Genomic DNA, 13,873 nt, shown 5'->3' on the forward strand with positions numbered 1-13,873 from the left:
AGGAGCGAGGCTTGCCCGCGAAGGCGCCCGCTGGGTCACCACACATCTCAATCCTCGCCGGTGTCCTTGATCAAATGCGCCGCCAACGTCCGTAACGGCCCCAACTGCCGACAGATCAACGCCAACTGCGTCTGCACCAATCGCTGCCCTTCATCGATCTCGTCCGGCATCTGCTCCAGCTCATTGGCCAGCGCCTCTTCCTCATCACTCTGAATCGCAATCGGCAGTTTGCTCGCCAACCCTTGAGCGATTTCATCGATGCTCGCCGCCAGTTTCACGCCGGCCCCTTCGATCAATTGCTCGCGCACGTCCGCCGGCAGTTGGGTTTCACGGTGCGCACCCAGTCCTGACAAATAGCTGAGCAAGGTGTGCGACAACACCAGGAAACGGAACCCGACATCCGCCTCCTTACGGAAATGCCCCGGCTCCATCAGCATGTTGGCGAGCGTCGTCGAGAGCGCCGCATCGGCGTTGTGCGCGTTGCGCCGGGCCAGGCGATAAGCCAGGTCGTCGCTCTTGCCGGCGGCGTATTGCTGCATGATCTGGCGCAGGTAAATGCTGTTGCAGGTGAGGGTGTTGGCCAGCACTTTGTTCAAGCGTCGGCCCTGCCAGTCCGGCAGGAACAGGAACACCGCCAGGCCGGCGATCAGGCTGCCGAGCAAGGTATCGAACAGGCGCGGCAGGAACAGGCCGTAACCGTCGCCGACCTGATTGAAGCAGAACAGCACCATCAGCGTGATCGCGGCCGTGGCCAGGGTGTAGCGGGTGGTACGGTTGATAAAGAACACCACGCCGGCGGCGATGGCGAAGCACGACTGGATCAGCGGGTTCGGGAACAGATCGAACAGCGCCCACGCCACGGTCAGGCCGATGGCGGTGCCGATGATCCGCTGACCGAGCTTGCGGCGGGTCGCGCCGTAGTTCGGTTGGCAGACGAACAGCGTGGTGAGGATGATCCAGTAACCCTGCGACGGGTGAATCAAATGCACCATGCCGTAGCCGATGCTCAATGCCAGGGGCAAACGCAGGGCATGGCGGAACAGCAGCGAGGTCGGCGTCAGCTGCGTGCGCAAGCGAATCCACACATCCTTGAGGCTGCGTGGCGAACGGTCGAGCAGGCTGCTGTCGGTGGCGTCGGCGAGGGCGTCGGGGTTGCTCGCATCGCTGAGCAAGCGGTCGAGGGTGCCGAGGTTGGCGGCCAGTGCGCGCAAGGAGCGCAGCAGTCCGCGCCAGGCCGGGTTGCTCTGGACACGCAGGTGTTCGAGGGACGCGTGCAGGTCGCTGAGGGCTTCGGCAAAGCTGGCGTCATAGATGAATGGCTGGCGCATCTGGATCGATTCCGCCAGCGCTCGGCAAGCCTTGCCCTGCTGGCGCAGCAAACGCTGACAGCGGAACAGCACGTCGCTGTGGAAAAAGGCGTCGGCCAGTGCGTTGTACGGATAGTGCGAGGAGCTGGCGCGCTCGTGGATGTCCTGAGCGAGGAAGTAGAGCTTCAGGTAACGGCTGACTTTCGAGCCCGGTCGACCGTTGCCGACCCGGTGCAGAATGATTTCCTTGGCAGCGTTCAGGGCCGCCACGACCCGACCGTTTTGCTGGGCCAGCTCCAGTCGGCGCGCTTCCACGTCCATCTGCCGGATCGGCTCGAACAGCGACGATTTCAGCTTCAGGTAAAAGCCCAGTTCGCGGAACAATCGCGCCAGGCTCTGCTGCACCGGCTGGTTGGAAAACATCGCCTGCCACAACACCGAAAGCAAACCGTACCAGGCCGCGCCGGCCACCAGCAGCACCGGCTCGTGCCAGAAATCGGTCACTGCGCCGCCGCGCTGGTCCACGCCGATCATGGTGTAGACCGACAGAATCAACGTCGCCGAGGCAATCGCGCCATAACGTTCGCCGAGCGCACCGAGCATGGTCAGGCAGAAAGCGGCCAATGCGAAAGCGATGATGAACAGGACGGGGTAGGGGAAGAGCAGTTCGACGGACAGGGCCGCGACGATGAAGCAGACCAGCGTTACGGCCAGCGAATTGAGGCGGCCCTGCCAGCTGTCGTCGGTTTCGGCCAGGGCGCTGGCGATGATCCCCAGGAACAACGGGATCAGCAGCCCCATTTCATCCTGATACCAACACAGCGCCATGCTGCCGGTCAGGGCGATGAACACCCGCACGCTGTAACTGAATTTATCCAGCGCCCAGAGGCGACGCAGGGACTGACGAAAAGGGGTCGATGGCATGAAGTGCGAGGGCCTTCCGAGGCAATGACGCTAAATTGAGCCAGTAATGACGCCGACGCAATGGCGCCGATCACATCTGACAGCAAAATCTGTTCCTTAAGTTCTATGTCGTCTGTCGGGACGCCTTCGCGGGCAAGCCTCGCTCCTACAGGTTTTGCGCCACCTGAAAACTGGCATATCACCTGTAGGAGCGAGGCTTGCCCGCGAAGAACGATAACGCGGTACGTCAGACGAATTGCGCGGCGGCGTACCCGGAGGCCCACGCCCACTGGAAGTTGAAACCGCCCAGATGCCCGGTCACGTCGAGCACTTCGCCGATGAAGTACAGCCCAGGGCTTTTCAGCGATTCCATGGTCTTGGACGAGACTTCGTTGGTGTCGACACCGCCCAAGGTCACTTCGGCGGTGCGGTAGCCTTCGGTCCCGGCCGGCACCACTTTCCAGCTCGCCAGCTTCTCGGCGATGTCGGCAATTTCCGCGTGGGTGTATTGCTTCATCGGTTTGGAGACGAACCAGTTGTCCGCCAGCAGGTTGGCCATCTTCTTGGTGAAGATTTCACCGAGCAGGGTTTTCAACTCGCTGTTCGGACGTTCGGCCTGCTGCTGTTGCAGCCAGCTCGGCACATCGTGATCCGGCATCAGGTTGATCTCTACCGGGTCGCCGGATTCCCAGAACGAGGAAATCTGCAAAATCGCCGGACCGCTGAGGCCGCGATGGGTAAACAGGATGTTCTCGCGAAAGCTCTGATCGTTGCAGCTCACCAGGCAATCCACCGACGTACCGGACAGTTCGGTGCAAAGCTCTTTGAGCTGATCAGTGATGGTGAAAGGCACCAGGCCGGCGCGGGTCGGCAACAATTCGTGGCCAAACTGCTTCGCGACCTGGTAACCGAAACCGGTGGCGCCGAGGGTCGGGATCGACAGGCCGCCCGTGGCGATCACCAAGGATTCACAGGTGATCTGGCCCAGTGTGGTGTCCAGCAGATAGCCGCTTTCCAGCTTCTCGATGGTCTGGATCGACGTGTCCAGGTGCAGGCTGACGCCAACCTGATCGCACTCGTTGAGCAGCATTTCGAGGATGTCGCTGGATTTGTTATCGCAGAACAGTTGGCCGAGTTTCTTCTCGTGGTACGGCACGCCGTGCTTGGCGACCATGCCGATGAAATCCCACTGCGTGTAGCGCGCCAGTGCGGATTTGCAGAAGTGTTCGTTCTGCGAGAGAAAATTGCCCGGTTCGGTGTACATGTTGGTGAAATTACAGCGGCCACCGCCCGACATCAGGATTTTCTTGCCGGCCTTGTTCGCATGGTCGAGCAACATCACCTTGCGCCCGCGCCCGGCGGCGGTCAGCGCACACATCAACCCTGCGGCGCCAGCGCCAATGATCACGACTTCGGTAGAGCGCAAAACGGTGTCCTCACACAAATCTCGGAGCCAGCCTATATCTGTAGGAGCGAGGCTTGCCCGCGAAGAACGATAACGCGGAGAGTCAGGTAAACCGAGTTTTCGTTCTTCGCGGGCAAGCCTCGCTCCTACAGGGGCAGTGTTGTTCTTACAGGATACGCACGCGCAGCGAGCGGCCCTTGATCTTGCCGTCGTTCAGGCGTTGCACTGCCTGCTTGGCAACTGCGCGTTCCACGGCCACGAACGCCTGGAAGTCGAAAATCGCGATCTTGCCAACCTGCGCGCCCGGAATCCCGGCATCGCCAGTCAATGCACCCAGAATATCGCCCGGACGCACTTTGTCTTTACGGCCAGCGCCGATGACCAGCGTGCTCATTTGCGGCAGCAACGGACCACCGCCCTGGGACTTGAGGTTGTCCAGCTGATCCCAGCTCAACGGCGACTTCTGCAGTTGCTCGATGGCCTGGGCGCGGTGCGCTTCGGACGGGGCGACCAGGCTGATCGCGATGCCTTTTTCACCGGCGCGGCCAGTACGGCCAACGCGGTGAATGTGGATTTCCGAATCACGCGCCAGTTCGACGTTGATCACCATGTCCAGCGCATCGATGTCCAGGCCGCGCGCGGCGACGTCGGTGGCAACCAGTACCGAAGTACTGCGGTTGGCAAACATCGTCAGCACCTGGTCACGATCACGTTGTTCCAGATCGCCGTGCAGGCCGACAGCGGAGATGCCTTTGGCGGTCAAGTGATCGACGGTTTCCTGAACCTGCTGCTTGGTGAAGCAGAAGGCCACGCAAGAGGCCGGGCGGTGATGCGCGAGGACCTTGACCACGGCGTCCATGCGCTCTTCCGGAGAGATCTCGTAGAAGCGCTGCTCGATCTGCGTGTCGTCGTGGAACGCCTCGGCCTTCACTTGCTGCGGGTTGCGCATGAACTTCGACGCCAACTGCTTGATGCCCACCGGGTACGTGGCGGAGAACAGCAGGGTCTGACGACGCTCCGGGCATTGGGCGATGATTTCTTCGATGGAATCGTAGAAACCCATGTCGAGCATGCGGTCGGCTTCATCGAGGATCAGCGTGTTCAGGCCATGAAGCACCAGCGAACCTTTGCGCAGGTGCTGCTGGATGCGACCCGGAGTGCCGACGATGATGTGCGCGCCGTGCTCCAGCGAGCCGATCTGCGGACCGAACGACACGCCGCCGCACAAGGTCAGGACCTTGATGTTGTCTTCGGCGCGGGCCAGGCGACGGATTTCCTTGGCAACCTGGTCAGCCAGTTCACGCGTTGGGCAAATGACCAGCGCCTGGCAGCCGAAGAAGCGCGGATTGATCGGGTTCAGCAGGCCGATACCGAAGGCTGCGGTCTTGCCGCTGCCGGTCTTGGCCTGGGCGATCAGGTCCATCCCCTTGAGGATCACCGGCAAGCTTTGCGCCTGGATCGGCGTCATCTGGGCATAACCGAGGGAGTCGAGGTTAGCCAGCATGGCGGCGGACAGCGGCAAAGTATTAAAAGCGGTGGCGATGGTGGTCACGGGACTGGCCTGCAAAACAAAATGTCGCGCAGTGTACCAGTCCCATGGCCATTGGCCCTAAGGTTCGATGTGTTCTTCCGGACGCTTGACGCGCCGTCCGTCTTCCTTTGACAGCTGCGAGAAGATCGTCGCGGCCAGCATCGCCATGATTCCGACGGTCACAAACGTGAGTTGGAACGCGCCCAGCACCGTGTCCACGCCGTCGTTTCCGATCTCTGCCGTGAACCCGCCGAGCAGCGCACCGGCGCATGCAACGCCCAGGCTGAGGGACAATTGCGCGACCACCGACAGCAGGCTGTTGCCGCTGCTGGCGCTGGCGTCATCGAGGTCGATCAGGGTCACGGTGTTCATCGCGGTGAACTGCAACGAGTTGATCGCGCCGAGAATCGCCAGCATGCCCAGCAGCAGCCAGTACGGCGTCTGCTCGCTGACCAGGCCCATGCTTGCCAGCATCAGCCCCAGCGCCAGGGTGTTGCCGGTCAGCACAATGCGATAACCCAGGCGCTCGATCAGCGGCCGCGCCACCGACTTGGCGACCATCGCCGCCGCTGCCAGCGGCAGCATGCTCATCCCCGCCTGCGACGGCGAGTAGCCCAGCGCCACTTGCAGCAACAACGGCACGAGGAAGGGCAGTGCGCCGCTGCCGAGACGGGCGAACAGGTTGCCGAGGATGCCGACGGCGAACGTGCGGGTCTTGAACAGCGACGGTGCGAACAGCGGATTGTCGATGTGCCCGGCCCGCAACCAGTACGCCGCCAGGCACGCCATGCCGCCGAACAGCAGCAACATCACGCGCAGGTGCGGCAGGTGCAGTTCGCCGAGGCCTTCCATGGCGATGGTGATCAGCACCATCGCTGCGCCAAACAGCAAAAAGCCGAGGCTGTCGAACCGTGTGCGTTCAGTGCCGCGCAGGTCGGGGATGAATTTCCATACGGCGTAGCAACCGACGACGCCGACCGGCAGGTTGATCAGGAAGATCCAGTGCCACGTCAGATATTCCACCATCCAGCCGCCCATGGTCGGGCCGATCAACGGGCCGAGCAGGCCGGGAATGGTGATGAAACCCATGATCCGCACCAGTTCCGAGCGCGGGTAGGCCCGCAGCACCACCAGCCGCCCGACCGGCAGCATCAGCGCACCGCCCAGGCCCTGAATCACCCGGGCGCCGATCAGCATGCTCAGGCTGCTCGACAAGGCGCAGAGCAACGAGCCGAAGCTGAACAGCAGGATCGCACCGAAGAAGATTTTCTTGGTGCCGAAGCGGTCGGCGATCCAGCCTGAGGCGGGGATCAGCAACGCGACGGTGAGCATGTAGGCGATGATCACGCCCTGCATGCGCAGCGGGTCTTCCGCCAGATCGCGGGCCATGGCCGGCAGGGCGGTGTTGAGGATGGTCCCGTCGAGGGACTGCATGAAGAAGGCAATGGCGACGACCCACGGCAACCAGCGGGCGGTGACAGCGTCGAGAGGCGGGCGGTTGGGCATGGGACCTCAGGTTTTGAGTCGCAGGAATTTCGGTGTTTCCCCAATCCCTGTAGGAGCTGGCTTGCCAGCGATGAGGCCGGCACATTCAACATAAGTGTTGTCTGACAGATCGCCATCGCTGGCAAGCCAGCTCCTACAGGTTTTGCGTCGTTACAGGTTTTGCGGGGTTACAGGGTCAACGTCAGGCGGCTGATCAGCGCGCCCGGCAACAGCGCCGATGCCGTGGCCCGCTGGCTGTAAGTGCTCGCCGACAGCAACAACTCGCGCTCTTCGGTCAACGCTTCCAGCTGCGAACCCAGCAAACTGTATGCACTGTCATCAAAACGCATGGTGCTGACCGGCGCCTGTATCTCGCCATTCTCGACCCAGAACGTCGCAAACCGCGTCATGCCGGTCATGCGCGCCATCGGTTGGTCCGAGTAATTCAGGTACCAGAGGTTGCTGATGTACAAGCCCGTGCCCAGTTGCTTGAGGATCTCGGCATCGGCAAGCGCGCCTGGCGCCATGTTCAGCGCGGTCGGCGATTCACCGCCGCTGGCGCCGTTGGCCGTCAGGCCGTATTCGGCGGCGCTGCGTGAGCCGACCAATTGCGCGCCGGCCTTGCCTTCGACGATCAGCTTCAGGTCACTGCGTGGATAACCTTCGCCAGAAAATGCCGGGCTCAACGAACCGCTGACTTGCTCGTCAAGGGACACCAGCGGACTGAACGAATGGTCGCCCGCGTAGAGTTTCTGCAACGGACTGCTCTTGCTGGCAATCGACTGCGCCGAAAAGCCACCCCAGGACAACATGCCCATGATTTCTTCCAGCGCGGCCGGCGCCAGGTAAGCGCGATACTGACCCGGTGCCAACGTACGCAATGGTCGACCGAGAAACTCAAGCTGCTCACGCGCCTGCTGGAAGCGCCGGGCAAACCCTTCGCTGTTCCAGTCATGGCCCGCGTAGCTGGCTTTCACTGCCTGGCCGTTTGCATGAAACAGGCTGAAGTCGAAGTTGAAGCTGTTGGCCTGATGCCAGCCGAACGCGCCTGAAGAACTGGCGAAACCGCGACTGATCGGGCCGGCGGCGTAGAAACCCACCAGATCCAGCCCTTCGGCGGCCCGGGTGATTTCGGCGACCACCTGCTCGGTGTCCGGCAGCGGATGCTCCTGCACATTCTTGCTTTGCCAGCCGGTGTAGTTGAGCAGCAAGTACGGATCCTGCGGCAGCAGCGGCAGTGTGTCGCGCAACTGTTGCAGGCCTTCGGCCAGACGCTGGGCGTCGACGTGCGCATCGCCCGACAGCGTGATGTCGAGGTCAGCGTGGCGTCCGTCGTTGATCAGCTTGAGACCGACGCTCGCCTGTTGCACCTGCCCGGCCTGCCGCACCTTGGCATGATTGAAACGCACGAAGGCCGACGACTCGGCGGCGTAGCTGAGGGTGAATTGCTCCGGTTCGCGAATCGCCTCGCGCAACCCGTTGACCAAGGCCTTGAACGAATCAGCCTGACTTTTTGAAGTGCTCATCAGGCGTCTCCCCCAAATACATCCACGTTGCTGAACACGCAGGCCGGTGATGCATGGCCGACACGGATCACCTGATTCGGTTCGCCTTTGCCGCAGTTCGGCGTGCCCAGAACCTTGAAGGTGCTGGCGTCGCCAACGGCGCTGAGGCTCTTCCAGAACTGCGCGGAAATCGCCCGATAGTTCGGGTTTTTCACCACGCCTTTGAGTTCGCCGTTTTCGATCAACTGGCCCCATTCGCAGCCAAACTGGAATTTGTTGCGCGCATCGTCGATGGACCAGGAACGGTTGGTGCTCATCAAAATACCGTGCTCGATGTTGCCGATCAGTTGTTCCAGCGGCTGATCGCCGGGCTCGATATTGAGGTTGGCCATGCGGTCGATCGGTGGGCGGTTCCAGCCGCAGGCACGGCTGTTGGCAACGCCGTCCATGCCGGCGCGGAACTGCGAAAGTGCGCCGCCCAATGGACGCAGGAGCAAGCCCTGCTTGATCAGGAATTGCTTGCTCGCGGCAGTGCCGTCGTCGTCATGACCGTAGCTGGCAAGCTGCTCGGGAATGTCCGGGTCGAAGGTGACGTTCAGCAGTTTCGAACCGTACTGCAAATGGCCGAAGTCTTCGGCCTTGACGAAACTGGTGCCGGCGTAATTGCGCTCGTCACCGAGGATGCGATCGAGTTCCAGCGGGTGACCGATGGATTCGTGGATCTGCAGCATCATCTGGTCGGGCATCAGCAGCAGGTCGCGCGGGCCTTGTGGCGTGTTCGGCGCGAGCAGCAATTGCAATGCTTGATCGGCAACTTTTGGACCGGCGCCGATCAGGCCGCAACGGCTGATGACATCAGCGCTGCCCTGTTGGCCGAAATTCTCGCGGCCGAGGCTGCGGGTCTGGCTGTCGTTGCCGTCGTAGGCCGTGACATCGAGGCCCGGATAGACGAAGCGCTGGGCCTGGCGCAGTTCGGCGCCGGCGCTGTTGAGGTAGATCTGCTCGACATGGGTGATGCCGATGCTGACCTGCCAGTTCACCAGTCGCTCGTCCTTGGGCACTGCCGCGGATTCGGCGCCGAGCAGTTGGTAGCAATCGCTCAGGGACGGGAAGGGCTGGTCGAGGTTCGGCGAAAAATAGTCGGCACGGTCGCTGGAAACGGCTTGCTCACGCAGGTCTAGCAACGCGTGAGGCTTGAGCAGGCGAGCTTGTTGCTCGGCTCGGTCCAGCGCCGATTGCAGGCCTTGCGGCGACAGGTCGTTGGTCGCGGCGTAGGCTTCAACGCCGTTGACGCGAACGGTCAGCATCGCGCCTTCGTCACGGCTCAGGCTCGGAGGTTCGGCAACGTTCTTGCGCACCGACAGGTACTGGCCGGACTCGCGCACGTATCGCAGAGAAAAGAATTCAGCGCCCGTGCGCAAGGCAGCAAAGCGCTGCTTGAGCTGGGGGTGGAAATCGAACATTCGGGAACCTCCTTGGTCTGGAGTGGCGATGCAGCGGTGTTGCGAAGGGGGGGTGAAACGTTTGCGTGGCGCTAGATTAGGCCTGCGTGGGGGTAGGATCAAGCGCAGAGCTGCGTAGGAAATATTTAATCAGCGTGAAGGCCGAGGCTCGCGGGCAGACCGTGTCGTGATCTGCTCGCGATGGCATGGGTTACGGTGGTGAGAGGGGGCGGGGCTTACTGCCCGCCATAGTGATAGACGACCGCCGTCAGATAAATCATCAGGCTGGCCAGGAAAGCGGGAAGTATTTTTCTGGTTTTGGCGACCGCAATGAAGGTCCCCAGCAGCAGGATCAGCTTCAGCGCATCCAGGCTTTCAAACTGTTGCATCAGGCTCGGCGCATCCTGTTTGTTGAAGGCCGTGTCATAAATGATGACCCCCAGCATGGCTTGTGCGCTGTAGTTGATAAACCGATAAAACGAACCGTGGGTGCGCGTCAGCGCCGTCGTGTTTTTAAAGGCAAAGGGCAGGGCGCGAAACGCCAGTGCGCTGACGGCGGCAAAGCCGATCAAAAACCAAACTGTCATTGGCTGCGCACTCCTTGTTCGGTCCAGGCGTTTTCAATCAACACGGTCACGCCACCGATCAAAAACGGTGTGATGAGCAAGCTGTATTCCTTGAAGAACAGCACCAGCACTGGCGCGCCGATGAAGCCCAGCCAGTAGCTCGACACTTCGGCGTAATGCGGCCAGTGTTTGCCGGCCAGTGCCGTGAACTGAAGCGGCAACAGCATCATCATCACGGCCGTAGTCACCGGCGACGCCAACCCGGCACCGGCGATGAAGCCGATGCAGGTACACACAATCGACACGGCAAATATCGGCAAGCCCACGCCGAGCATGTAGGTGAAGGGGTGATTGGTTCGTTGTTTGAAGCGGGTCATGCAGGCCGTGAATATCGACGGCGTTATCAGGATCAGCGAGGGCAGTATGTTGCTTGTCGAAACGTGCTTCAGGTACGGCGCCAGCGCGGCCGAGAGCAGCAGGAATCGCACGTTGAGCGCCAGAATGACCGGAATCAACAGCCAGCCATCGTTGTAGTTTTGCAGAAGCAAAAACTGTAGCGGCGTAGAAAATATCAACAAAGTTGTTGCCAGGGTCTGCCCCAGGGTTAACGACTGTGCGGCGCCTACCATCCCGATCGACAAATACAGAAACAGGAAGGCGACACCGAAGCTGATCGCATCCCGTGCGCCTTCCTGGAAGACCTTGGCTGACGAATGACAAGGCGGTTTTCCAGCAACCATCAGCAAGTTTCCCGCGGACAGTCGGATGCATTCAGCGCGTAATACTGCTTCCTGGGGCCTTTGCTGCGAAACAGCAGGCGAGGTGTGGTGGCCAGTGTTGAAGTGGCGGCCTGGGTGCGCACTGCATCTTCACTCATGTTCAGCATGGGGCGTGCGTGCAGAATCTTGTGGTTGGCCACGATCAGGAAGGTTCCGGTCTCGGCTGTCGAGACACTGTGACTGGCGGTGGGCAACTGGGCTCTTATCTTGTCGAGGACATGTTGGCCGCCGTTGACCGCTCGCATCCGCTCACCGTTGTGCGGGTCGATCCGGAAGTCCAGAGAAAACCGGTAGCCGTAGTGATCGTCGTATTCAACGACATTGCGAATTCGCTCTTTCGAACCGTTGACGTTCTTGCCGGAAATAAACCTGGCTTGCATGCCAAGCAGTGTTTCAATGTCTTCGTTATCAAGGTCGCAGAGCAAGTCTGCGGGAAAGTAATAAGCCGTCGGCGTATGAGTAGTGTCTCGACAAACTGTTAGTGCCAGGAAATCCACGCTGAGGTTTTCATACAAGTCGTCGGAGTGCGGTGTGATATCTCCATAGCCATTTCCCCATTCCCGATATTTTTCTGCTGCCGGTTTAAGATATAAGGCTTTGTGTTCTTCATAGTCGTATTTGATGTCAACCAGATGGAACAAATCGGCGAGCGCTTCATGCACCGTCAGGGCCAGCCTGGGTGAATCGAGGTGGAAGATATTCTTGATGCACACGGCGGCCACGCCGTCGTGTGCTTGCCCTAATTTATCGAAATAGTAGGCATCTTCCGGGTGGAGGTAGGTTGCAAAGCTATTGATTAGCTGGATTTTCAGCTCATGAATACTCTGGTCGTGATTTTTCATCCACCACGCTTCGATCATGCCGCTGAGATAGTTGAAGTTCAGAGTGATTGTTGTTTCTTTTGCTATTGCTTGTCGGAATAAGCTGGCTGATACAGTTGGGTTTGCATAGTGGGTATTGATTATCATCCTTGATAATCAGGTTTTTGTTTGGCGCTGATCTTAATGCAACTATTAAGTTTGAAGCCCCCTATAAGTGTTGCGAGTTTTGTTGCGAGCTGGACAGGGTGGGTGGTTTATTCAAGGCAATAAAAAACCGCCAGCCTCCGAAGAGGTGGCGGTTTGCGGTTTTGCGGAGCGGCTATCAGCGTGCTGTCGCGCTCACATCACGCACTGGCTTGCCTTTCACCGGAGCGTCACCGGCCACGTAGTAGCTGGCAGTGCTGCGCGGCAATGGCTTGCGACCACGGATCTTGTCGGCGATTTTCTCGGCGATCATGATCGTCGGCGCGTTCAGGTTGCCGGTGGTGATGATCGGCATGATCGAGGCATCGACCACGCGCAGGGCTTGCATGCCATGCACACGACCTTCGGCGTCAACCACGGCCATTTCGTCGGTGCCCATCTTGCACGAGCAGGACGGGTGGAACGCGGTTTCGGCGTGTTCGCGGATGAACTTGTCGAGCTGCTCATCGGTTTGCACTTCAATGCCCGGGCTGATTTCGCGGCCACGGAAAGCGTCCAGTGCAGGCTGTTGCATGATTTCACGGGTCAGGCGGATGCCGTCGCGGAACTCCTGCCAGTCCTGCTCGGTGGCCATGTAGTTGAACAGGATGCTCGGGTACTCGCGCGGATCCTTGGACTTGGCCTGGATGCGACCACGGCTCGGCGAACGCATGGAACCCATGTGCGCCTGGAAGCCGTGCTCTTTCACACCGTTGCTGCCGTTGTAGTTAATCGCGACCGGCAGGAAGTGGTACTGGATGTTCGGCCATTCGAATTCCGGACGGGTGCGGATGAAACCGCCGGCTTCGAACTGGTTGCTGGCGCCGATGCCGGTGCCGTTGAACAGCCACTCGGCACCGATGGCCGGTTGGTTGTGCAGGAGCAGCGACGGGTACAGCGAAACCGGCTGGGTGCAGGCGTATTGCAGGTACAACTCGAGGTGATCCTGCAGGTTTTCGCCGACGCCTGGCAGGTCGTGGACCACCGGGATGTCGAGCTTGTTCAGCAGTTCGGCCGGGCCGACGCCGGAACGTTGCAGAATCTGCGGCGAAGCGATGGCGCCGGAGCACAGCAGCACTTCTTTGCGGGCGCGGACTTCAACGCGCTCTTCAGCGGCGCCGATCAGGTAACGCACGCCGACGGCACGCTTGCCTTCGAACAGGATCTTGTCGGTCAGGGCGTGAGTGACGATGGTCAGGGTCGAACGCTTTTTAGCAGTGTCCAGGTAGCCGCGAGCGGTGCTGGAGCGACGGCCTTTAGGCGTCACGGTGCGGTCCATCGGGCCGAAGCCTTCTTGCTGGTAACCGTTCAGGTCTTCGGTGCGCGGATAACCGGCTTGCACGCCGGCTTCAACCATGGCGTGGAACAGCGGGTTGTTGCCGGCTTTCGGCGTGGTCACGCTGACCGGGCCTTCGCCACCGTGGTAGTCGTTCGGGCCGATGTCGCGGGTTTCGGCCTTGCGGAAATACGGCAGGCAGTTCAGGTAGTCCCAGTCTTCCAGACCAGGCAGTTTGGCCCAGCCGTCGTAGTCCATCGCGTTGCCGCGGATGTAGCACATGCCGTTGATCAGCGAAGAACCGCCCAGGCCCTTGCCGCGACCGCATTCCATCCGGCGACCGTCCATGTGTGGCTCTGGATCGGTTTCGTACGCCCAGTTGTAGCGACGACCTTGCAGCGGGAACGCCAAGGCCGCTGGCATTTGCGTGCGGAAATCCATCCGGTAATCCGGGCCGCCTGCTTCGAGCAGCAGGACGGTGACGCCTTCGTCTTCAGTCAGACGGGTCGCCAGGGTGTTACCGGCCGAGCCGGCACCGATGATGATGTAATCGAATTCTTGGGACATTGAATGCACCCTCTTTAAATATGGTCAGGTCTGGCGAGTGCTGCGCACTCGATCGCCAGCAGGCTGGCTCCCACATTGGAATGCGTACTCCTGTGGGAGCCAG

Annotated in this window: 10 protein-coding genes; all 10 read right to left on the reverse strand. The window is 60.6% G+C overall.

Annotated elements, in window-relative coordinates; all coding sequences use genetic code 11:
* Positions 1–47: 47 nt before the first annotated feature.
* The 10 genes from yccS to betA all read right to left on the reverse strand — a co-directional run bounded on the left by yccS (position 48) and on the right by betA (position 13,770).
* A complete protein-coding gene (gene yccS / locus IB246_RS07265) occupies positions 48–2,231 on the reverse strand; it encodes a YccS family putative transporter (RefSeq protein WP_008033283.1) in 2,184 nt (727 codons plus the stop codon).
* 226 nt (positions 2,232–2,457) lie between these two features.
* Positions 2,458–3,636, reverse strand: coding sequence for an NAD(P)/FAD-dependent oxidoreductase (locus IB246_RS07270; RefSeq protein WP_008044773.1), 1,179 nt, complete (start codon positions 3,634–3,636; stop codon positions 2,458–2,460).
* 145 nt (positions 3,637–3,781) lie between these two features.
* Positions 3,782–5,119 carry an ATP-dependent RNA helicase DbpA gene (gene dbpA / locus IB246_RS07275; protein WP_230427581.1) on the reverse strand — a complete coding sequence of 446 codons (1,338 nt, stop codon included), beginning with the start codon at positions 5,117–5,119 and terminating at the stop codon, positions 3,782–3,784.
* A gap of 105 nt (positions 5,120–5,224) precedes the next feature.
* The gene (gene mdtD / locus IB246_RS07280) at positions 5,225–6,652 is read right to left on the reverse strand and encodes a multidrug transporter subunit MdtD (RefSeq protein ID WP_008033279.1); all 1,428 of its coding nucleotides are present in this window, start codon (positions 6,650–6,652) and stop codon (positions 5,225–5,227) included.
* A gap of 167 nt (positions 6,653–6,819) precedes the next feature.
* Entirely contained in the window at positions 6,820–8,157 is a 1,338-nt protein-coding gene (locus tag IB246_RS07285) for a TldD/PmbA family protein (RefSeq protein WP_008044776.1), read from the reverse strand.
* On the reverse strand, positions 8,157–9,599 hold the full coding sequence (locus IB246_RS07290) for a TldD/PmbA family protein (protein WP_008033276.1): 1,443 nt from the start codon (positions 9,597–9,599) through the stop codon (positions 8,157–8,159). The genes IB246_RS07285 and IB246_RS07290 overlap by 1 nt, the downstream gene beginning before the upstream one ends.
* A gap of 215 nt (positions 9,600–9,814) precedes the next feature.
* A complete protein-coding gene (locus tag IB246_RS07295; RefSeq protein ID WP_238542532.1) occupies positions 9,815–10,150 on the reverse strand; it encodes an AzlD domain-containing protein in 336 nt (111 codons plus the stop codon).
* Positions 10,151–10,161: 11 nt separating this feature from the next.
* A complete protein-coding gene (locus IB246_RS07300) occupies positions 10,162–10,884 on the reverse strand; it encodes an AzlC family ABC transporter permease (RefSeq protein WP_008044782.1) in 723 nt (240 codons plus the stop codon).
* Positions 10,884–11,891, reverse strand: coding sequence for a hypothetical protein (locus IB246_RS07305; protein WP_192229999.1), 1,008 nt, complete (start codon positions 11,889–11,891; stop codon positions 10,884–10,886). The genes IB246_RS07300 and IB246_RS07305 overlap by 1 nt, the downstream gene beginning before the upstream one ends.
* Positions 11,892–12,066: 175 nt before the next feature.
* Positions 12,067–13,770, reverse strand: coding sequence for a choline dehydrogenase (gene betA, locus IB246_RS07310; RefSeq protein WP_008044786.1), 1,704 nt, complete (start codon positions 13,768–13,770; stop codon positions 12,067–12,069).
* Positions 13,771–13,873: the final 103 nt, after the last annotated feature.

The sequence above is a fragment of the Pseudomonas sp. PDM01 genome (assembly GCF_014852325.1).
Lineage (GTDB): Bacteria > Pseudomonadota > Gammaproteobacteria > Pseudomonadales > Pseudomonadaceae > Aquipseudomonas > Aquipseudomonas migulae.